Source organism: Geodermatophilus sp. URMC 64, assembly GCF_053502555.1.
On record NZ_CP199955.1, the window covers coordinates 5,440,440 to 5,460,885 of the forward strand.

Annotated in this window: 17 protein-coding genes; 6 read left to right on the plus strand and 11 right to left on the minus strand. The window is 73.1% G+C overall.

Annotated features, from left to right (window positions below; genetic code table 11):
- Window positions 1-62: 62 nt before the first annotated feature.
- The gene (locus ACWIYF_RS26680; protein ID WP_448625845.1) at window positions 63-1,148 is read left to right on the plus strand and encodes a glycosyltransferase family 4 protein; all 1,086 of its coding nucleotides are present in this window, start codon (window positions 63-65) and stop codon (window positions 1,146-1,148) included.
- Here the strand turns inward: ACWIYF_RS26680 and ACWIYF_RS26685 are convergent.
- Together ACWIYF_RS26685 and ACWIYF_RS26690 are read right to left on the minus strand one after the other, a co-directional pair.
- The gene (locus ACWIYF_RS26685; protein ID WP_448625846.1) at window positions 1,142-2,818 is read right to left on the minus strand and encodes a sugar transferase; all 1,677 of its coding nucleotides are present in this window, start codon (window positions 2,816-2,818) and stop codon (window positions 1,142-1,144) included. The two genes, ACWIYF_RS26680 and ACWIYF_RS26685, sit on opposite strands and share 7 nt — an antisense overlap.
- A 292-nt stretch (window positions 2,819-3,110) precedes the next feature.
- Window positions 3,111-4,358: a hypothetical protein gene (locus tag ACWIYF_RS26690; RefSeq protein ID WP_448625847.1), complete on the minus strand. Its 1,248-nt coding sequence runs from the start codon at window positions 4,356-4,358 to the stop codon at window positions 3,111-3,113.
- Window positions 4,359-5,085: 727 nt separating this feature from the next.
- Between ACWIYF_RS26690 and ACWIYF_RS26695 the strand changes: the two genes are divergently transcribed.
- A complete protein-coding gene (locus tag ACWIYF_RS26695; RefSeq protein ID WP_448625848.1) occupies window positions 5,086-6,183 on the plus strand; it encodes an LCP family protein in 1,098 nt (365 codons plus the stop codon).
- 12 nt (window positions 6,184-6,195) lie between these two features.
- Here ACWIYF_RS26695 and ACWIYF_RS26700 read toward each other — a convergent pair whose 3' ends face one another.
- Both ACWIYF_RS26700 and ACWIYF_RS26705 read right to left on the minus strand, forming a co-directional pair.
- Entirely contained in the window at window positions 6,196-7,515 is a 1,320-nt protein-coding gene (locus ACWIYF_RS26700; protein ID WP_448625849.1) for a UDP-glucose dehydrogenase family protein, read from the minus strand.
- Window positions 7,516-7,618: 103 nt separating this feature from the next.
- On the minus strand, window positions 7,619-8,308 hold the full coding sequence (locus tag ACWIYF_RS26705; RefSeq protein WP_448625850.1) for a hypothetical protein: 690 nt from the start codon (window positions 8,306-8,308) through the stop codon (window positions 7,619-7,621).
- 199 nt (window positions 8,309-8,507) lie between these two features.
- Here ACWIYF_RS26705 and ACWIYF_RS26710 point away from each other — a divergent pair, with 199 nt between their 5' ends.
- The gene (locus ACWIYF_RS26710) at window positions 8,508-8,729 is read left to right on the plus strand and encodes a hypothetical protein (RefSeq protein ID WP_448625851.1); all 222 of its coding nucleotides are present in this window, start codon (window positions 8,508-8,510) and stop codon (window positions 8,727-8,729) included.
- Window positions 8,730-9,410: 681 nt separating this feature from the next.
- Here the strand turns inward: ACWIYF_RS26710 and ACWIYF_RS26715 are convergent.
- The 3 genes from ACWIYF_RS26715 to ACWIYF_RS26725 form a co-directional block, all read right to left on the minus strand.
- Complete coding sequence (locus ACWIYF_RS26715; RefSeq protein ID WP_448625852.1) at window positions 9,411-10,277, minus strand: hypothetical protein; 867 nt, start codon at window positions 10,275-10,277, stop codon at window positions 9,411-9,413.
- Between the two features lie 157 nt (window positions 10,278-10,434).
- Complete coding sequence (locus tag ACWIYF_RS26720; protein ID WP_448625853.1) at window positions 10,435-11,199, minus strand: arsenate reductase/protein-tyrosine-phosphatase family protein; 765 nt, start codon at window positions 11,197-11,199, stop codon at window positions 10,435-10,437.
- A 41-nt stretch (window positions 11,200-11,240) separates the two neighbouring features.
- A complete protein-coding gene (locus ACWIYF_RS26725) occupies window positions 11,241-12,674 on the minus strand; it encodes a polysaccharide biosynthesis tyrosine autokinase (RefSeq protein WP_448625854.1) in 1,434 nt (477 codons plus the stop codon).
- 490 nt (window positions 12,675-13,164) lie between these two features.
- Between ACWIYF_RS26725 and ACWIYF_RS26730 the strand changes: the two genes are divergently transcribed.
- Genes ACWIYF_RS26730 through ACWIYF_RS26740 form a run of 3 tightly spaced genes read left to right on the plus strand, consistent with a single transcriptional unit; the run spans window position 13,165 to window position 16,221 of the window.
- Window positions 13,165-13,920, plus strand: a complete 756-nt coding sequence (locus ACWIYF_RS26730; RefSeq protein WP_448625855.1) for a glycosyltransferase — start codon at window positions 13,165-13,167, stop codon at window positions 13,918-13,920.
- Window positions 13,917-15,002 carry a glycosyltransferase gene (locus ACWIYF_RS26735; protein WP_448625856.1) on the plus strand — a complete coding sequence of 362 codons (1,086 nt, stop codon included), beginning with the start codon at window positions 13,917-13,919 and terminating at the stop codon, window positions 15,000-15,002. Before ACWIYF_RS26730 ends, ACWIYF_RS26735 begins: the two co-directional genes overlap by 4 nt.
- The gene (locus ACWIYF_RS26740; protein WP_448625857.1) at window positions 14,986-16,221 is read left to right on the plus strand and encodes a glycosyltransferase; all 1,236 of its coding nucleotides are present in this window, start codon (window positions 14,986-14,988) and stop codon (window positions 16,219-16,221) included. The genes ACWIYF_RS26735 and ACWIYF_RS26740 overlap by 17 nt, the downstream gene beginning before the upstream one ends.
- Window positions 16,222-16,270: 49 nt before the next feature.
- On the opposite strand, the gene ACWIYF_RS26745 is transcribed toward ACWIYF_RS26740, so the two are convergent.
- From ACWIYF_RS26745 to ACWIYF_RS26760, 4 genes are all read right to left on the minus strand, one after another.
- Complete coding sequence (locus ACWIYF_RS26745) at window positions 16,271-17,536, minus strand: O-antigen ligase family protein (RefSeq protein ID WP_448625858.1); 1,266 nt, start codon at window positions 17,534-17,536, stop codon at window positions 16,271-16,273.
- Window positions 17,520-18,647, minus strand: a complete 1,128-nt coding sequence (locus tag ACWIYF_RS26750) for a hypothetical protein (protein ID WP_448625859.1) — start codon at window positions 18,645-18,647, stop codon at window positions 17,520-17,522. Before ACWIYF_RS26750 ends, ACWIYF_RS26745 begins: the two co-directional genes overlap by 17 nt.
- A gap of 438 nt (window positions 18,648-19,085) precedes the next feature.
- Window positions 19,086-19,820, minus strand: a complete 735-nt coding sequence (locus ACWIYF_RS26755) for a PP2C family protein-serine/threonine phosphatase (protein WP_448625860.1) — start codon at window positions 19,818-19,820, stop codon at window positions 19,086-19,088.
- Between the two features lie 119 nt (window positions 19,821-19,939).
- Window positions 19,940-20,422, minus strand: coding sequence for a DUF4190 domain-containing protein (locus tag ACWIYF_RS26760; protein WP_448625861.1), 483 nt, complete (start codon window positions 20,420-20,422; stop codon window positions 19,940-19,942).
- Window positions 20,423-20,446 lie beyond the last annotated feature (24 nt).

Below are 20,446 nucleotides of genomic sequence, written 5' to 3' on the forward strand. Positions count from 1 at the left end.
GACGGGGGACGGAGCCACCCCGCCGGCACCGGATACGGGCAGGTCGGGAGAGGATCGGCGTCGTGCGCCCGACGACGTCCACCCCCGGCGCGCCGGACGCCCCGCCGCTGCGGGTCCTGCACGTGGTGCAGAAGTACGCCAGCGGAGTGGGCTCGGCGATCGCCCAGTACACGCGGTCCCTGCCCGAGGCCGAGCACCACCTGCTCTCCGGGACGGCGGTCCACGCCGAGGGCGATCTGGCCGAGCAGGGCGACTTCGCCTCCACGCACCGCATGCTCGGCAGCCATCTCGCGCGGATCCGCCGGGTCCGGGAGGTGGTCGCCGAGCTGCGGCCCGACGTGGTCCACGCGCACTCCAGCCACGGCGGCGGCTACGCCCGGCTCGCCGTCCGCCGGGGCTCGCCGTACCTGGTCTACACACCGCACTGCTACTCCTTCGAGCGCCGCGACGTGTCCGCGGCGGTCCGGGCCGGCTTCTGGCTGGCCGAGGCCCTGCTGGCGCTCAACACGTCGGCGTTCGCCGGCTGCTCGGCCCGGGAGGTGCAGCTGTCGGCCTGGCCGCTGCGCCGGGCCCCGCGCGTCCTCGTCCCGAACATCGCGCCGCCGACCCGGCCGCGGGCCCGCACCCGCCCGGCCGGGCCGCCGCTGGTCGTCGGCGGCGGCCGGCTCTGGCCGCAGAAGGACCCCGAGTTCTTCCTGCGGCTCGTCGAGCGGCTGCGCGGCAAGCTCCCCGACCTGCGGGCGCGCTGGCTGGGGGACGGCGACACGGGCCGGGCGGCGCTCGAAGCGGGCGGCGTCGAGGTCTCCGGCTGGCTGCCCCGCGCCGCCGTCCTCGAGGCCCTGGGCGAGGCCGACCTGTACCTGCACTCGGCCCGGTGGGAGGGCTTCCCGCTGATGGTGGCCGAGGCAGCGGCGCTCGGGGTGCCCACCCTCGTGCGCCGGCTGCCCAGCTTCACCGACGTCCCGGCGGGGCTGACCCTGGCCGGGGACGACCCGGCGCCCGCGCTGGACTGCCTCCTCGACGCCGACGCCGCCAGCGCCAACGTGCGGGGCTGGGCGGACGTGCTCGCGCACAACACCGTGCCCGCCCAGCACGCCGCCCTCCTCGAGGTGTACGCGCCTGCCCGCCGCGACGCCCACCGTCAGTAGGCGCCCGAGCTGCGCAGCACGGCCCGGACGGTGCGCCACATGATGACCAGGTCCAGGCCGAGCGACCAGTTCTCCACGTAGCGGACGTCGAGCTCCACCGACTCGTCCCAGCCGAGGTCGGACCGGCCGCTGACCTGCCACAGCCCGGTGAGCCCCGGCTTCACCAGCAGCCGCCGGTGGACGTCCGGCCCGTACATCTCGACCTCGCGGGTGACGTGCGGCCGGGGGCCGACCAGCGACATCTCGCCCTTGAGCACGTTGAGCAGCTGGGGCAGCTCGTCGAGGGAGTACCGCCGCAGGAAGCGGCCGACGGCGGTGACCCGCGGGTCGTGGCGCAGTTTGAACTGCACCTCGTTGCCCTCGTTGAGGCCCATCAGCGCGATGTCCGGCGGCGCGTCGGCGACCATGCTGCGGAACTTGTAGAGCGTGAACTCCTGCCCCTGCTTGCCGATCCGCCGGTGCCGGAACAGCGCCGGGCCCGGGCTGGTCAGCCGGATGGCGGCCACGATGGCCAGCGATCCCGGCAGGGTGAGCAGCAGCAGGAAGCCGGCCACCAGCCGGTCCAGCGCCGTCTTGAGGAACCGCCGGTAGCCGCGGAACTCCGGCTCCTGGATCTGGATCAGCGGCATGCTGGCCGTGGGACGGACCTGCAGCCGCCGCGGCGCCACCTCGATCACGCCCGGACCGACCAGCACGTCGATCCGGGTGCCCTCGAGCCGCCACGCCAGCTCCCGCAGGTAGCTGCCCGAGGACTCGCTCGCCGAGGCCACGAGGACGGCGTCGGAGCGGACCTCGTCGAGGACCCGCACCACGTCGTCCAGGCCGCCGAGCACGCGGACCCCCTCGGCGACGAGCAGGCTGGACTCCCGCGGCCGCGGCACGCAGGCACCGACGACCCGCAGGCCGGCGGTGGGGTCGCGGCGGATCCGCTTGACCAGGTCCAGGACGGCGCCGTCGCGGCCGACGACGACCACGGCCTTGGTCATCAGCCCCTGCGCGCGGGCGCGGTGCAGGCGCCAGCGGTTCGCCACGTGGGCGACCAGCGAGAGCACCGTGGCCAGCGGCGCGGCGACGAGCACGATCCCGTCGAGGGCGCCGTCGACGAGCGAGCCGGCGATCCCCGCGCCGGCGACCGCGACCAGGCCCGCGAGCGCGACCCGCCGGAACTCGTCGCCACCGGTGCCCTGGCGGCGTTCGGCGTAGGCGCCGGCACCGGCCACCAGGAGCGGCCACAGGACGGCGGCAGCCGCTACGGCCGGCCAGCCGAGGGGAGCGCCGACGAGCCGGGCCAGCAGCACCGACACGACGGCGGCCAGCGCGTCGACGGCGACGACCGTGGCGGTGTGCCGGACCAGCCACTCGGGCGTCGGGCGGCGGCGGGCGGCGAACGGGTCGTAGACCGGCCAGGCGGTGACCGGGGCGCGCTGCGACCGCGCGGCGCGGGGGCGCGGCGGCGCGGGCGGCAGCGGCGGCACCGGGCGCAGCGTCTCCAGCCGGTGGACGATGTCGTCCTCCTGCAGCACGTAGGGCTCGTCCTCGGCGTCGGCGGACGGCGCCGCGGTCAGGGCCGACAGGCGGTCCTTGCCGACGCCCCGGCTGCGTCGCCGGGGCGTGGGGACGTGCGTGTCGCGCTCGTCCGGCGACGACATGTCGGATCGTGCGAGCGACATGACTAGACCCCCTTCTGCTGGTCGAGCGGGGCAGGGACGTGCGCGCTCATCGCGGGGCGCGGCATCTCGGCGGCCTCGGCGGGCGGGCTCGATGCGTTCGGTGTCATCGAAAAACGAAGTCCTCGAAGCTGAGCACACGGGCGGTGCGCTGATCGGGTGCGGAGCACGACGGGCGTGCGACGGTCGGGACGGCGGCCGGGTCACTGCCGCTCGGGGGTCGGCGATGTGACCACGGGCCCGACGGCGGGAGGGCGAGCGGGCGCCCTCGGCGCGGAGCGGTCGAGGCGCCCGCTCAGTCCGGTCGGACGGCGGGGTCCTCCGTCCCGCGGAGGACACAGCCGGCGGTGTCCGTGGCCGTGCCGAGGAGCGCGCCGCCCACGGAGTGCAGCGCGGACCCGACGGGCAGGACGGCGAGCGGTCCGTGGTGGGAACCGTGGCCCTGGTTGCCGCCGGAGCCGCAACCGCCCCCGCCGGCGCTGGTGGTCGGCGCGACGGGTGCCGGGGGCACCGGTGGGATCGGCGGCAGCGGGCTGGGCGCCGGTGGTGGCGTGTCGGAGGTGCCGAGGGCCGCGGGGGCGCCGACGGGCGGCACCGGGGCGTCGGACGACGCGGAGCCCGTGCTCGCGGCCCGCTCATGGGGACCGGCCGGCACGGCCAGGACGCCCAGCAGCGGCACGTCGACGGGGGCGGGCGGCGCGACGGCCTCCGTCGGTGGCGGCGGGGTCTCGACGACGGGCTGCTCGACCGGCACGGGCACGGGCACGGGCACCGGCACGACGACCGGCTTGGCCGGTGGGGCGCACGGGTCGGGGGCCGGCGTCGTCGTGGTGGTCGTCGTCGTCGTCGTCGTGCTCGTCGTGGTCGTCGTCGTGCCGGTGGCGGTCGTGGTCGATGCGGTGGTGGCCGCGGGCGCGGTCGTCCCGGAGGTCGCGGCCACCGTCGTGGCCGTGGTGGTCGGGCACGAGGTGGGCGTCGTGGGGGTCGTGGCCGCGGCCGGCTTGGGCGTGGTCGCGGTCGCGGCGGGCTTCGCGGGGGCGGGCGCCGCCGGGGCCACGACCGGGCAGCCGTCGGCCGCTGTGGAAACCGTGCCGGCGGCGGCCGAGGTGACGGCGGCGCATGCCGGGCCGTCGTCCGCGGGCGCCTCGTCGGGAACCTCGGTGTCGGGGGCGTCGTCCTCGACCGGGACGTCGCCGTCCGACGACGCCTCGTCCGGCGGCGGCGGATCGGCCGGGGGTGGGGGGTCGGCCGGCGGCGGGGACGCCGGGGCCGGGCTGCCGACGGGGAGCTCGGTCGTGGCGCCGACCAGCAGCGGCGTCCCCTGGGCCTGGTGCTCGTAGCGCCAGTCGGCCCAGAGCTGCTGGCCGGCCGGACGCGGGGCGAGCCCCTCGTCGGCGCGCGCCCCGTCGGCGAAGAGGGCCAGCAGCACCGAGCAGCCGAGGAGCAGGAGCGCGGCGAGCAGGCCGCGGCCGAGCCAGCGCGAGGCGCGACGGGCGGGGACGACGTAGGCGGGGACGGCGCAGGAGCGGCCGGGGCCGCTCATCACCGTGTGCACCGTCGCGCCTCCACCTTCCCGGTCCAACAGTCGTCCGTGCCGGCTGCACGCTTTCGGTCAGCCGTCGCCCGGGCGAGACTTTGCGAGCGCTCACGCCGGGTCAAGTGATCGCGACTCCCCGGATCGGGTGAGCGGCGTGTACGTAACCCAGAGTGATGACTCCGGGGCGTTCTGGACCGGTTGCGCTTGGTCCTTGGCCCTCTCGTGCAGCCACTCTGCCTCATGCACGCTCGAACGGCACATCGGTATCGCCCAAGTAGCTGGCCCGCCAGATGACGTTCCGTAATGGGCGGTTCGTTGAACACGGAAACACTCCGGCCGAAATCCGGTTCGGACCTTCGTCACGTGGCCAAAGACACAGCCGAACGGCAGCATGAACCCCGGCGTGGCGTCCGCCACCTGCGGATTCTTCAACGGGGCCCCGATGACATGGGTGTTGGTGGTCGGAGCGTGGCTCGCGCTCGGCCTGCTCGCGGCGGTGCTGATCGGGCGCACGATCGCGCGGGCCGACGCCGAGGAGGCCCGGTCCGCTGACTGCTGGCCGACCTGGGCCGGCGTCCCCTCCCCCACACTGTCGTCGTCCGCCGTGCCGACCCCTCGCCCGCCGTCGGACCGGCCGGTCGCCAGGCCTCACCCCTCCGAGTAAGAGGCAGGTCACAGGCCGGATTTCCCTCCATAGCCTCGATGCGACAGCACGGGGACGACGGGGGACCGCTTGAACGCCGACGAGTCGCACGCGCACGGCCGCCATGCCGCGCCGACTGCCGACGAGCCGCACACGTCCGCCGAGGACGTCGAGCCCCATCGCCGGAAGCTGCTCCGCCGCACGCTGATCGGCGCCGGCGTCCTGGCGCTCATCCTGGCCGTGCTCGTCGGCGGCGGGCTGTGGTTCGTCACCGCCCGGTACGCGGGCAACGTCGACCGGATCGACGACGTGTTCGCCGGTCTCGACGAGAGCGACCGGCCGGCCCCGGCCACCTCGGCCGACGACCCGGGCGGTGACCCGGTCACCTTCCTGCTGGTCGGCTCCGACACCCGCGGGCACCCCGCCTCGGGCGAGGACCCGGACGGTCGCTCCGACGCGATCATGATCGCCCGGCTGTCCGCGGACCGGCAGCACGCCCAGCTGATCTCCATCCCCCGCGACTCGTGGGTCGACATCCCCGGCCACGGGATGAACAAGATCAACGCCAGCTACGCGTTCGGCGGGCCGGGCCTGCTCATCCAGACCGTCGAGCAGCTGACCCAGGTGCGCATCGACCACTACGTCGCGGTCGACTTCGACGGCATCGCCGAGGTCACCGACGCGCTCGGCGGGGTCGACGTCGAGGTCGCCGAGACCACCACCAACGGCGACTACACGTTCACCGCCGGCGTCAACCACATCACCGGCGAGCAGGCCCGCTGGTACCTCGGCCAGCGCTACGGGCTCGACGGCGGCGACTTCGACCGCGTGAAGCGCCAGCAGCAGTACCTGCAGGCCGTGTTCGACAAGCTGTTCAGCTCGGACACGTTCAAGGACGTCGGCAAGCTCGACGGGTCGCTGCGGGCGCTCACCGACGCGGTCAGCATCGACGACACCCTCGGCAGCACCGATCTGTTCCAGCTCGCCTACTCGATGCGCGACCTGACGCCGGAGAACGTCGACTTCTTCACGGCGCCGGTGCTCGGCACCGGCCGGGAGGGCGCGGCGAGCGTCGTCTACCTGGACGGCGTGACCTGCGAGCGCATGTGGGCCTACCTGCAGAGCGACTCGCTGGCGCAGAACGCGGCGGAGTTCGACAAGCAGGCGCTGCCCGACGTCCCCCGCTGACACCAGGCGCCGTCAGCCGGCGCGGCGGCCCAGGGCGCGGTAGCTCCAGCCGGCGGCTTCCCAGGCGTCCCGGTCGAGGGCGTTGCGCCCGTCGAGCACCCGCTTCTGCCTGACGACCTTGCCGAACTCGACGGGGTCGAGCTCGCGGTATTGCCGCCACTCGGTGAGCACGAGGACGGCGTCGGCGCGCTCGGCGGCCTCCTCGGCGGTGTCTGCGTAGTCCAGCTGCGGCCACAGCCGTTGGCTGTTCTCGATGGCAGCCGGGTCGGTCACGCGGACGACGGCGCCCTGCAGCTGCAGCTGCGCGGCCACGTTGAGCGCGGGCGAGTCGCGGATGTCGTCGGAGTCGGGCTTGAAGGCTGCGCCGAGCACCGCCACCCGCTTACCGAGCAGCGAGCCGTCGCACACCTCGCGGGCCAGTTCGACCATGCGGATCCGCCGGCGCATGTTGATGTTGTCGACCTCGCGCAGGAAGGTCAGCGCCTGGTCGGCGCCCAGCTCGCCGGCACGGGCCATGAACGCGCGGATGTCCTTGGGCAGGCAGCCGCCGCCGAAGCCGAGGCCGGCGTTGAGGAACTTGCGGCCGATCCGGTCGTCGTAACCGATGGCGTCGGCCAGCAGCTTCACGTCCGCCCCGGTCGCCTCGCACAGCTCGGCCATCGCGTTGATGAAGGAGATCTTGGTGGCCAGGAACGAGTTCGCCGCGGTCTTGACCATCTCCGCGGTCGCGTAGTCGGTGACGACCTGGGGCGTCTGCCGCGCCACGATGGGCGCGTACACCTCGTCCAGCAGCGCGCGGGCGGTCTCGCCGTCCTGGCCGGGCGGGAGGCCGTAGACGAGGCGGTCGGGGTGCAAGGTGTCCTCCACGGCGAAGCCCTCGCGAAGGAACTCGGGGTTCCAGGCCAGCAGTGCGCCGGGCACCTTGCCGGCGACGAGCTCGCTCAGCCGCGCCGCCGTGCCTACCGGGACGGTCGACTTGCCGGCCACGAGCTCGCCGGGCGCCAGGACGTCGAGCAGGGACTCGGTGGCCGCCTCGACGTAGTGCAGATCGGCCGCGTACTCGCCCCGCTTCTGCGGCGTGCCGACGCAGAGGAAGTGGACCTGCGCGCCGGCGGCATCGGCGAAGTCGGAGCTGAAGCTCAGCCGCCCCGAGGCCAGGGTGCGGCCGAGCAACTCCTCGAAGCCGGGCTCGTAGAACGGCGCCTTCGCGTGGCAGAGAGCCTGGACCTTCTGCTGGTCGACGTCGATGCCGACGACCTCGTGGCCCAGTTCCGCCATCGACGCAGCATGGACCGCGCCGAGGTAGCCGCATCCGATGACCGAGATCCGCATGACAACGGACGGTAAGTGCTGCTTGCTGCCCTAGCCAGCCCCGCAGACGGGGGGCCAGCCGGCAGCAGGCGCGGCTCCTCCTGTCGAGGGAACCGCCTGGTGGCTAGGCCGCAAGGCGGGCCCGGAGCTCAGCGGGCGGCTCGTCGCGCCACCGGCGCGGTGGCGCGCCGGTCGACGACACGAGACGCGGCAGCACGCCGACGAGGAGGACCACCAGCAGTCCGACGGCGGTCAGCGCCTCGGCGCTCTCCTCGACGAAGGTGGCGAAGGCGGCGGACACGGGCCCTCCGGTGATGCGGGCGTAGGTGGACGCGGCCGAGAGCCCGACCGCAGCGACCACGTGCGCGGCCAGGACGGTGACGATCCGCCGGCCGTCGCCGCTGAGCCGCCAGAGGAGGACCAGTCCCGCAGCCGCTGCGACGCCGAGGACGGCGGCGCCGCGCCATCCCTGCGCGCCGGAGCCGAATACCGGGACCAGATCGACCCGCAGGCCCCCCGCGAGCTTGGCCACGCCGAGCGCGCCGGCGATCGCCGCCACCGCCGACCACGACAGCCGTCTGCCGGGCCGCTGATGGGCGCCCAGCACGGCCACCAGAGTCGCGGCGAGCAGGACGCATGCGACGAACAGCCGGGCGAGCGAGCCGGGCAGGTCCATGGAGAGCAGCCGGCCCAGGGCGCCGCGGACGTCGAAGAGCCGGACGCCGAGGCCGACGGTCTCGAGCACGGCCGCGGCGGCGGCGAGGAGCGCGGCGACCGGCGGCACGACGGGATGCACTGGGACGGACCGGTTCACACCTGCTGTGTATCGCCGGCCCGAGCAGGGCCGGCCGTGGCACGCCGCATCCCGGCTCGGCACCCGTTGCACCGATCCCACCGTTCACACGGCACCCAGCTGCCACGGTTGACGGCCGCGCCCGGGGGCACACCACGGTCGCAGGAACACCGTCCGCGTCGGACGACCCGAACGCCGCCCGCCTCACTCGAGGACGCTCATGACCTGGGTGCTGGTCATCGGGATGGCCTGGCTGGCCATCTCCGCGATCGTGGCTCTGGCGATCGTGCACGGGATCCGGGTGGCCGACGAGAAGGAGGGGCACTGCCCCGAGGATGGCCGCACACGAGCCGGCGACTCCGCCCCCGTCGAAGGCCGGGTCGGATGGCGCGACGACGGGAGGAAGGCACGGCCGCTGATCGCCGTCCGCCACCGCTCGTGAGGCGGGATCCGCGGATCAGTCGAGGGAGCTGGTGCCGTGGCTGCGAACCCTCGCCCTCGTGCGGCAGATCAGTCCCGCTGCTGTCGCGGTTCTCGGCAGGCGAGCGATGTGCGGACACGGCGCCTTCCGGCAACGAGAAGGCGCCGGAACCGCGCACTGCTACCGGTCACCGAGCCGGCGTGGACGGAGTGCCGCTGCTTCGGATGTGCCGCGACGTCGGCTCGCCGTCGCTCCCGTAGGCGGAGTGGATCGGATACCCACCAAGAGGCGCATCGTGGTGGTTCACCGAACTCGGGATCCCGCCGTCAGGCGACATTCGGCGGTATCGCGGCCGGCCCGTCCCCCCGCCAGGGCAGAGGTTGCCTGACGCGGCACTAGCTGTGGGCAGGGGTGGGCCCGGACGTGAGGAGACGGACGGGCCTCCAATAGCGGCCGTCACGGACTTGCAACACGTACTGGTCGGACTGCCGCGCCCCGGTCCGAGTGGCGGCGAGTCGATGCCGGATGGCCCGCATGGTTCCTTCGATGGCCGCGCCTTCAGTGCCCGCTCCCTCGAACTCCTGGTCGGGCAGCACCGAGCCTGCGGTCGTGACGAGCCGGTACCTGGCCATGCTCGCCCCATACCCAACAGATGTGGGGTCAATGAATCCGTTGCGGACCGCTCGGCCCGGTCCGGGAAGTTCAGCCGCGTGCGTCCCGAACGGCCCGTTGACCGGACACCCGTTCGGGGAGGTCCAGCGTCTGCGCATCCACCTCGCGGCGTAGCGGCCAGCCGGCAGGCAGAACCAGACGCGGCGCGACACCAGCGAGAACCGCGATGAAGACGGCGACGCCGGCGAGTGCCTCGCCCGACTCCTCGACGTACGTCGCCGCGGCGCTCCACGCGGGGCCCGCGATGCCCGAGAGAGCGGACAGGCCGACCGAGGCCACGGCGTAACCGGCCAAGGAGCCCAGGACCCGAGCGCGGTCACGCCGCTCGGTGCGGCTGAGGAACCACAGTGCACCGACGACCGTCGCGGCCGCGACGACGCTGAGCGCCGTGGCCGCGGTCGCGCCGACAGCGGCGCCGAGTGCGTGCAAGCCGTCCGCGTGCACGGTGCTGCCGGCCTTCACCGCGGCGATGACACCGGCGACCAGACCGACGGCAGTCCACCACGTCCGGCGGCCCGGCATCGCGCCGGCCCCGGCCAGCGCGACGAGCGCGGCGCCGGCGAAGAGCAGGGCGACGAACAGGCGCGGTGCGGAGTAGGGCGCGTCCATGGAGAGCGCACGCGTCGTCGAACCGTTCAGCCTGAGGACGAACCCGATGGTCTCCAGCGCGACGGCGAGCGCCGCCAGCGCGATGCCGATCGGCGGGAGAGGGACACGTCGGCGCGGCTCACGGGCGAGGACAGGTGCAGAGGCCGGGCCAGGGAGCCCCGCCGTCGTCAGGACGCCGTCCGCCTCGTGACGATCGGCCAGCCGGATGCCCCGGCCGATGACGACACCGACGAGCAGACCGACGGCGAGCCATGCACCGAGGCCGCCCAGGACCCACCAGACCCACACGCTGGACTCATCGGCAGACCAGGCGCCGAACCTGAGTGGTACACCCGAAAGAAGTCAACCGCCGGCGGCGAACTCCGGCAGCTGCTCCGTGCTGAGGTGTGCAGCACCATGCGATGCGAGCGCCGGCCGGCCGGTGAGTCATCCGGTCACCCACGCATCACGTCAGGGAGGCTGACGGATCCGCGCGGGGGTCGCGGTCGTCGTCCACGAGCCTGCCGCTCGGGGCGCCGTCTGCGCCGGCCATCCCGAGCCCGGCGAATCGCTGCAGGAGCGGCAACAGTGCTGCGGCGATGAGCTCCCCGGCCTCCTGATGCGCCTCCACCGCCAGGTTGATCGGATCGAGGATGTCGTCGTCCTGGCTGCTCACGTGGCGCGCGCGAGCAGTGGCCATCTCTCTCACGAGATCGCGCGCCAGGGACGGGACGTCGGAGCCCCGAGGCGCGACATCCCCCAGCATCCGGAGGAGGCTCGCGGCCTCCCTGAGCGTGAAGGTCCGGGCCAGCGCGCGCGGCGAGGTCTGGAGGACGTCGCCCCTGTGGCGGCGGGTCATGGTCAGGATCAGGTCGGCTCCGTCGGCGTGCACCCGCTGCAGCTGGCGCGCGACGAAGTGCCCCGGCTCGCCACCGAAGTTGCGCAGGACGAGAGCACTGTCCGGATGCATCCCCGCGCCGACGACGGCCCCGGTGCCGGCGCTGCGGAGCTGGATCAGTCCGGCGCGCTCCCCGAGCACGTCGTGCAGGTAGGCCCGCCCGAGCCGCTCCGCCAGGGCCGAGCGGCAGATGTTCCCCGTGCAGACGAGGAGGACGGTGAAGACGTCGCTCGTCCGGCTGCGGGGCACCGGAACAGTGTGCAGCGCTCGCGAAGGCGGGGTGAGAGGTGTCATGGCGTGACGCACTGGCAAGGCCTGAGGCGGCGCGGGCACGACCGCGCCACCGTTGTCCGAGCGTCCGGGGAGGTGAGGACTCAGGTCGTGGCGGCGTAGCCGTATCGAGTGGCGAGGCCCCGGGCATTCGCGAGGTCCGCACCACGGGGCACCATCGTGATCACCAAGCCGAGCGGAGCACCGCCGACCTGCTCGAGCGCCCCTACCGCCTGCTCGAGGTGATCCGTCCGGGTACTGCCGTAGCGGACCACGACGAGCGAACCGTCGACCACTGTCGCGATCTGCGCCGCGTCCGCCACGGGGAGCACGGGTGGCGCGTCGACCAGGACCACGTCGAACTCGGCCCGCAGCTTCTCGATGAGGGCGCGCATGTTCTCCGAGACGAGCAGCCGGCCGGGATTCGGGGGCGTCGGACCGGCCCCGAGGACGGCGACGCTGCTGGTCGGTGACGCTTGGATCACGTCCTCGAGGTCCGCGCCACCGGCCAACACGTTCGTCAGGCCGACGTCCTCGACCAATCCGAGGATCTGCGCCACACGGGGGCGTCGCAGGTCCGCGTCCACGATCACGACCCGGTTGCCGACCTCCGCGAGGGCCATGGCCAGCCCCACGGTCAGCGTCGACTTGCCCTCGCTGGCCTGCGCGCTGGACACCATGACCACTCGCGGCGGACTGTCCACGTCCAAGAACTGGAAGTTCACCCGCAGCCGCCGGTAGTCCTCGGTGACGACAGCATCGCCGGCGCGGAGATCCTTCGTGGCGCCGGGGTCGCGCAGCGTCACGCCCACCACGGGCACGTCTGTCACGGCCGTGGTGTCATTCTCGTTCTTCACCGTCCGGTCCAGCCGCGCACGCAGCACCGCGATGCCGGCACCCAGCACCAGGCCACCGAGCAGGCCGATGCCCACGTTCTCGAGAGGATCGGGGGAGCTCGGCTCGATCGCCAGCTCGGGCGGATCCGCGACCGTGACGCGGACGGCGGTGCCGCCGGCAACATCGGAGCTCTCGAGGCCGGCCACCATGTCGGTGAACTCGGTACCGAAGGCGTCGGCGATGGCCAGGGCGCGAGCGGCCGACGGATCTGCCACGGCCACGTCGAGCAGCACGGTCTCGGGCACGGCCTCGACCGTCACGTGCGCGGTCAGTTCCTCGGAAGTCATGTCGAGGTCAGCACGGTCGATGACCCGCTGCGCCAACTGATCGCCCTGGAGGAGCTCGGCGTACGACGCGATCCGCGCCTGCGAGAACTGGCCACCCTGGAGCACCTCGGACGTCGAGGTCGACCCCGTGGTGGAGACGAAGAACTGGATCGTGGACGTGTACTGCGGGGTCATCGCACTCGTGGCGCCCAGCCCCGATGCACCGCCCAGCACGAGGCCCGCCACGAGCATCCACCACCGTGCCCGGAGGGCGTTCACGATGTCCCTCGTCTCCATGCGACCTGTTCCCCCAGAAACTCGGAAATGGACTCCCCCATGTGGGCCCGCGAAAATGTAGCTCCCGGGGAGCACCATTCATCGCTTGAAATAGCGGGCAGCCCCCCGAAGGAGCGACGCGATCCCTGAACACCTTTCCACACTTGGTGAGGTGCATCACACGGTTCTCGCTCATGCGGGCGAGAGCGCTCGCACGAGGAGGCCGGTCGGCTTGCATTTCGTGGACCATTCGAGCGACCGAAGACGAGTGCCCGCCGGGGTCACGGGGGCATCGCCATGAGAGGAAGAGGTGCACGTGGTGTCGGTGGGGACGCACGACGACGATCGCCCGCACCCCACGACCGATGTCGTGGTTGCACCGGGCGCCCCGCTGGCCTTTGCCGGGAAGCGTGTGCTGTTCGTCGCCTCGACCGGCGGCCACCTGACCGAACTCCATCGCCTGGCCGACGCGATGGGAGCCGCCGCAGACTCCCCCTGGGTCACGTTCGACTCGGCACAGTCCCGTTCTCTCCTCACGGATCGCCCGGCCCACTTCCTGCCCTACATCAGGCCCCGGGATCACCGCGCCGTGCTCCGCGCGATCGCGCCCTTCCGCCGCATCCTCGAGGAGGCACGGCCCGCCGCCGTCGTCAGCACGGGCGCCGGGGTGGCGCTCAGCGCCTTCCTCGCCGCGCGCTCGCTGCGCATACCCGCCCACTACGTCGAGAGCATCGCCCGTTTCGACGGACCGTCGATGACCGGCCGCATCGTCGCCGGCCTGCGCCTGGCCCGCCTCTACACCCCGCACGTGGAATGGGCGACCGATCGATGGCTGCCCTACCCGAGCCTGCTGTCCGGATGGGAGGTGTTGCCCTCGAGGGCGCCGGCATCACCCGACGCTCGCCCCCGGCTGTTCGTCAGCCTGGGGACGATCCATCCCTACCGCTTCGATTCCCTCGTGGATGCCGTGCTGGCCACCGGGCTGGCCGACGAGCGGACGGTGTGGCAGTTGGGTGCCACGACGCGCGACGACCTGCCCGGACAGGTGATGAGCACGATGACGAGCGACGAGTTCGAGGCTCGCTGCCGGGCGGCCGACGTCGTCATCACCCATGCCGGCGTGGGGACCGCGATCACCCTGTTCGAGGCCGGCCACTTCCCGGTCGTCGTCCCCCGGCGGGCGGGACGCCGGGAGCACGTGGACGACCACCAGCAGCAGATCGCCCGACTGCTGGCCCGCCAAGGGATGGCCGCCGTCGCGGAGGTCGAGGACGTCACGGCATCCGTGGTCCTCGGGGCGGCCGCCAAGCAGGTCCGCCGCCGCACCGCAGTCCCGTCGGCATGACGACGGCACCGCACCCACCGCGGGTGCTCATGCTCACCGACGCTCTGGAACGCGGCGGACTCGAGCGGGTCGTCGTCGACCTCAGCCGAGGGCTCGCCGAGCGAGGGCACGCGGTCACCGTGGCCGCCGAAGCGGGCGGCCCCCTCTGGGACGATCTGCCCGATGGCGTGGAGCGGTTGCACGCACCCCCGCGGACGACCGCCGTGGAGAAGCTGCGCTACGCCACCTGGCTGACGGCACACATCCGCAGCGGTGCCTTCGACATCGTCCACGCGCACCAGCGCGGTGTCGCCCTGCAGGCTCGTGCAGCGCGTTCGGGCACGCGGGCTCGTGTCGTCGAACACGTGCACAACATCTTCCGCCCGGGTCCCGACCGCTGGCTCTCGTTCCGTGGCGACCACCTCATCGCCTGCGGCCGCACTGTGGCCGACATGCTCGTCCACGACTTCGGCCGCGACCCTCGACGTATCGCCACGGTGGCCAACTCCGTCCCCGACCTCGGCGTCGGACGCAGCCTCGCCCTGCCGGCCACGACCGGAGCGCCCCTGCCGACCCTCGTCGCGGTGGGCCGCCTGAGCCCGCAGAAGGACCCGCACCGGTTCCTGGACGTCGTCGCCGCGCTGAACACCGGCATGCAGCGGGTTCGCGCCTTCTGGGTCGGCGGTGGCGAGTTGCTCGCCGAGTGCCGCGACGAGGTCGTACGTCGCGGCATCCCGGGGCTGGAGTTCGTCGGCGACCAGGACGACGTCGCGTCGTTCCTGGCGCTGGCCGACCTCTTCGTATCGACCTCGCGGTGGGAAGGCCTGCCGCTCGTGCTGCTCGAGGCCGCGTCCATGGGACGAGGGATGATCGCGCCACGGATCGGTGGGTGCCCCGAGGTGATCGAGGACGGCGTCAACGGGCTCCTGTTCGACGTCGATGCCGACGCTGCCGAGATCGCCCGACTGGTGGGGAAGGTGCTCGACCCGACCGGCCTCGCAGCCCTGGGCGCCGCCGCCCGCCGCACGTACCTCGCGCGCCCCGGCGCCGCCGAACAGCTGACCCTCGTGCAGGAGGTCTACCGCCGTGCACTCGCCGCATGACCTGACCGCGGCTCCCTCGTCGGGTGCCACCCGCCCCCGCGTGCTGGCCGTCGTCACCTTCTTCCCCTGGCCGCAGGACCACGGCGACGCATTGCGCCGATTCATGCTGCTCGAGGCGCTGGCCGCGTCGTCGGAGCTGACGGCCGTCTGCATCCGGCGCCCGGAGACCACTGACGACGACGTCCGCGCGCTCAGGCAGCAGCTGGGGACAGCGCACGTCGTGGTGAGGGACCCGTGGCAGAGCGACCTGCGGGCGACCGGCGCCCGCGTCGCGCGCGTGACGCGCGGACTCGCCACGAGGACCCCGCCATGGGTCTACCGCCAGTGGGGCCCGGACGTGGCACGAACCGTGCGGGAGCTGTGCCGGGAACCCTTCGACCTGGCCGTTCTGGTCGGCGAGCCTGCCGGTGTCTTCGCCGACGCGGTCCGCGCCTCCCGCGTGCTCTGGGACAAGTCGAACGTCCTCACCGCCTCCGATCTCGATGCCCTGCGGACGGTCAGCTCCGTGACGGGCAAGGCCCGGGCACTCACCGCCCTGCCGTTCCACTGGGCCTTCGAAAGGCGCGCGCTGCGCGGCGTCGACGAGGTCGTCGTGACCTCCGACGAGGAGGGCGGGCGGCTGCGCCGGCACTTCGGGTCCGTCCCGGCAACGACGATCCCCTCGGCTCTCCGAACCGGCACCCCGGCTCCTGGCCTGGATCCCCACAGCCGGACCTTGCTGTGGCTCAGCACGCTGAGCTACACACCCAACTGGGACGGACTCCTCCGCTTCCTCGACGCCTCCGGCGCCCACCTTCGCGACGGCGGCTGGACGCTCCGGGTGGTCGGCGCCGGTGCGAGCGACCGGCAGGTCGCCGCGCTGGAATCCCTCCCCTACGTCGACTACCGCGGCTACGTGCCGGAGCTCGCCGACGCCTGCGCCGGCGTCGCCGCAGGCGTGGTGCCGGTGTGGGCCGGCGCGGGCGTGAAGCTGAAGACGCTCACCCTCATGTCCCTCGGGGTGCCGCTCCTCGCCACGCCCGTAGCCCTGGAGGGCATCCCGCACGAGGCGGCGCTGCGGGTCGTCCACACCCCCGCCGACTTCCCGGCGGCGCTGCAGGACCTGGATCCGGCATCGCTCCGAGCGGCGTCCCTCCGCGGGCGGGAGATCCTGGAGCGCGACTTCTCCCGCGAGGCTTTCATCCAGTCCGTCGTCCGGCTCGTTCCGCCCTCCGCCTGAGCACGCTCGGGGCGCGACGCACTGCCGGCGGTGGGATGCCGGCACCCGCTCAGGCCGGAACAGTGCGGCGCGCGGAACGCCGGGACCCGCCCACGACCGCGGGGCCGGGAGCGCTCGCGCGTGTCCGCGTCAGCGTGGCCGCCAGGACGAGGACCAGCCAGCCGAAGTAGCCCATGAAGGACTGCTCAGAGATCCCGTAGAGCAGCAGGAGCACGGTGACGACCATCGGCCACGCGCCGGCGGCCGAGCCCCCGAGCACCGCCCGCCCGGACGCAGCGAGGACGCGCAGGAAGGCCAGCGCGAGCAGCGCGAGACCGACGATGCCGCACTGCATCAGGACGTCGAGATAGGCGTCGTGCGCATGCGGGAATCGGAACCCCGCGACGGCCCACATCGCCCGGGTGATCAGCGAGTCCGCGGTCCACAGGGCATCCCAGCCATAGCCGTGCCACGGCCGGGCCGCGATGTACGGCTCGATCGCGGCCCAGATGACGGTGCGACCGGTCAGTGTGTCGTCGCGCCCCAGGAGTTCGCTCACGAGGCCGATCACGGCCTGCGCTCGCAGAGCCAGGAAGGCGGCCACGACGAGGACGACCGCGAGCACGCAGCGTTTGGTCACCCGCGACCAGCGCCGCGCGGTGACCGTCACCAGCATGCCCAGGGCGCACACCGTGGTCACCGCGAGCCCGGTGCCGCTCTGCGTCGCCACGAGCGTCGCCGCCGCGACGATCGTCCACAGCACGGCGGAGCGCCGGCGCGAGGCGTCGCTCAGGGCGCGGAACAAGAAGGTCAGCACCGCCACTGCCATGACGAAGGCGGCCGAGTTGCGCTGGACGAAGACCCCGGTCAGCGCACCGTGGTGGTAGAGCTCCTGCTCGGTTCCCATCGACGGGACCGCCAGGTACAGCGCCCAGCTGAGCAGGATCAGCGCCTTCAGGGCCGTGCCGAGCGCCTCCAGCGAGCGAGCTTGGCCGAGCCGGGCGGCCAGCGTCGCGACCCCGAGCGAGAGGGCGACCGACACGAGGACGCCGCGGATCGTCTGGCCGGGGGTCACCGACCAGGCGAGCGAGGCGGTGCACCAGACGAGAAAGGCGACCAGCACGCGGCCGGGGGACACGAGTCTGCCGCCGGAAAGCGCGTACGCGAGGCAGAGCAACCCGAGTCCGAACACCACGGGCCCGCTGCCGGCGAACGGAGCCGAGGCGGTGACGGCGAGCAGGAGGGCGAGGACGCGGGCGGCCAGCGGCGTCCCTGCCGCCCGCGCTCGTCCGTCCAGACGGTCTGCGGGGACGTCGTGCTCATGCGACGAGGACACGGGCGTCGTCCCTCCTGTCGGACGTGGCCAGGAGGAACCACCAGGCCCCGGCCGTGATCAGCGCGGTGAGGGCGAGTGCCCAGGTGCCGGCCTCCGGACCGCCCGCCAGGGTGACCACGGCGATCGAGGCCACGGACGCCGGACCGAGGACCCACCGCCAGCGCACCTGTCGCTGCAAGAGCCCCGTCGTACGCAGGGCCAGGCCGAGGCAACCGCCCAGCATTCCGGCTGCCGCCTGCAGCGTCAGCGGCACGACGAACGGCCGCACCTGCGGCCATCCCGAGCCGGTGACGACGGTGGCGACGTCCACGGGCAGGGCCAGGACAACGAGTCCGTAGGCGAGGAAGAAGCCGCCACCCACCAGCCCGGCGATCGTGGCGAGCCGGACCGCGGCGGCGTGCCCGCGAGCCGCCTGCTGCACCAGGATCGGCTGCAGCGCGGAGAGCAGCCCCATGGTGGCAACCGCGGTCGGCCCCATCCACACCTGCCCCTTGCGGATGAACGCCATGGCGAGGGGGCCGCTGAGGGCCGCGATCACCAGCGTGGCGCCCTGGGCGGTGGCCTGCGTCAGACCGAAGTCGCTGACCAGAGACGTGATGAGCGTCCGGTTGGGGCGCAGCCAGCCCGGTCCACCGCGCAGCGTCAGGGGGACGCGGCCGAGCACGACCGCGACCACGACGGCGGGCAAGACGCTCCAGCTCCAGAGCAGCAGGCAGAGCCAGCCGGGCACGTCGTGCGGTGTGACGAGCGCTGCGAAGAGAAGCGCCGCGATCGAGCAGACCGTCCAGAGCGAGTCGTTCAGCAGCGCCCGACCGGCGGTCCCACGGGCGAACTCGACCCAGCGCAGGTGGTCCTGGAGGCACAGCAGGGGCAGCGCCGTGCCGCTGACCAGCACGACGAGGACGGCGTCGTCGAACCCGGACGGCCCGAGGAGCCCGAGGGCGACGCCGGAGATGACGACGACGAGCCCGAGGGCGACACCGAGCCGAAGAACGGAGGTCGTGGATCGACGGCGGTCTTCGTCCGCGTCCTGTCGCGACCGGGAACGCAGGACCAGCGGATCACCGTGCGAGCTCCGGCAGGCCATCGTGACCAGGATCAGCACGAGCATCGCCGTCGAGAACGCACCGAAACCCGCCAGCGAAGCACTGTGTGCAGCAATGATGCTGCATCCCAGATTGCCGATGCTCGCCACCGCGGAATCGGCCAGGCCCACCGCCAGGCCACCAGCATTCCGCCGCCGGAGCGAGGCGAGCAATGACCCTCCACTGTTCGAGCCATCGATCATTTCTGGCCGGACGGCAGTCAAGCTTCCGCAGCGAGTATCGACCATTTCTGCGGGCGGGACATCGTCGTCTCACTACATTGAAGGAGGTCGCCTGCGCGAGCGCGAAGAATCCCCCAAGTCTTCCGCATGCAATGTGTTGACGTTGCCCGCCATCGGATTCTCGGGGGCTCCGTCGGGTGCTGCAGCGATCAGCTGCCAAGGGGGACGACCGTGGCGGCCCCGTGGCCGGATCCGGTGCGGGAGGGTGCCCTTTTCGATGACCTAGGAGGCCGCGCCGTCGCCGCGCACGCGGACGACGACGACGCTGACGTTGTCCTGGGCACCGCCGTGCGTCGCTTCGGCGACGAGGTGGTCGGCGAGGACCTGGTCGTCGGTGTCGATCGCCATCAGCTGGGCGATCCGCTCGTCGGTCAGCTCTCCGGTGAGGCCGTCGGAGCAGACGAGGAAGCGCTGGCCGGCCTGCACGGGCAGCAGCGTGATGTCGGGCTCGCCGCGGTCCCCGAACCCCAGAGCCTTGGTGATCATGTGCCGCTGCGGATGGGTGAGCGCCCGCTCCTCGGTGATCGCGCCGGCGTCGACCAGCGCCTGGACGACGGAGTGGTCGGTGCTGACCCGCTCCAGCCCCTCCCCCGTCCACCGGTAGATGCGCGAGTCCCCGATGTGGAACACCGCCCAGCACAGGGTGCCCTCGTGCTCGGTGAGCGCCAGCCCGGCGACCGTCGTCCCCGGCTTGCTGCTGGCGTCGACGGACTCCCCGAACGCCATGATGTCCTTGTCGGCCTGCTCGAGGGCCGTCCGGATCGCCTCGACGGCGACCGTGGGGCCACCGGCGATCTCGGCGAGGCGGGTGACGGCGTGCTCGCTCGCCTGCGCTCCCCCGACGTGGCCGCCCATGCCGTCGGCCACCGCGAACACCGGGGGCGCGACCACGAACCGGTCCTGGTTCTCCGGCCGCAGCCCGGGATCGGTCGCGGCTCCCCAGCTCAGCTCAGGCATCGGCGCTCCTGTTTCGTCGTCCTCCCCGTGACCGCTGGTCCCCCCGAGGGCAGGCGGGCAGAGCCTAAGCGCTGACCAGGCGCTCCGGCGCGTCAGGGCCGCACGTCGGCCCCGCGCCGTCAGACCGACGAGGCCGAGAGGAACGCGACGAGGACGATCAGCCCCGGTATGACCCCGATGATCCCGCAGACCAGGCCGGCGATCGCGAGGCCGCTGCTCGCCCCGGTCTTCTTCGCCTGCGACATGCCCGCCCCGCTCAGGACGACGCCGGTGGCGGCGAGCAGGAAGCCGAGGATCGGGATCCAGGAGAGGATCAGCCCCACCAGCCCGGTGACGAAACCGGCCACCCCGAGCCCGCTGGTCGGCGCCTGGGTCGCGTAGTACGGCGCGGGCGCGTATCCCGGCGGCGGCCCGTAGGGCATCGGCTGCTGCGGCATCGCCTGCTGGTACGCAGGCTGCTGGTAGGGCTGGTACTGCCCGGGCGTCGGCTGCTGGGACCAGGGCTCCTGCGGTGCGCCCCAGCCCTGCTGCGCCCCGTACGGCGGCACGCCGTCCTCGGGCCGCTTCGGTTCCTCCGGGTTGGTCCCGTACTGGTCGCTCACGTCAGCTCCTCACCCCGTCGGATC

What these genes read in the sequence shown, in the direction of transcription:
- ACWIYF_RS26685 (WP_448625846.1), bottom strand. Translation starts at nt 2,818, where the DNA reads ATGTCGCTCGCACGATCCGACATGTCGTCGCCGGACGAGCGCGACACG.
- ACWIYF_RS26690 (WP_448625847.1), bottom strand. Translation starts at nt 4,358, where the DNA reads ATGAGCGGCCCCGGCCGCTCCTGCGCCGTCCCCGCCTACGTCGTCCCC.
- ACWIYF_RS26700 (WP_448625849.1), bottom strand. Translation starts at nt 7,515, where the DNA reads ATGCGGATCTCGGTCATCGGATGCGGCTACCTCGGCGCGGTCCATGCT.
- ACWIYF_RS26710 (WP_448625851.1), top strand. Translation starts at nt 8,508, where the DNA reads ATGACCTGGGTGCTGGTCATCGGGATGGCCTGGCTGGCCATCTCCGCG.
- ACWIYF_RS26725 (WP_448625854.1), bottom strand. Translation starts at nt 12,674, where the DNA reads ATGGTGCTCCCCGGGAGCTACATTTTCGCGGGCCCACATGGGGGAGTC.
- ACWIYF_RS26735 (WP_448625856.1), top strand. Translation starts at nt 13,917, where the DNA reads ATGACGACGGCACCGCACCCACCGCGGGTGCTCATGCTCACCGACGCT.
- ACWIYF_RS26750 (WP_448625859.1), bottom strand. Translation starts at nt 18,647, where the DNA reads ATGCTCGTGCTGATCCTGGTCACGATGGCCTGCCGGAGCTCGCACGGT.
- ACWIYF_RS26755 (WP_448625860.1), bottom strand. Translation starts at nt 19,820, where the DNA reads ATGCCTGAGCTGAGCTGGGGAGCCGCGACCGATCCCGGGCTGCGGCCG.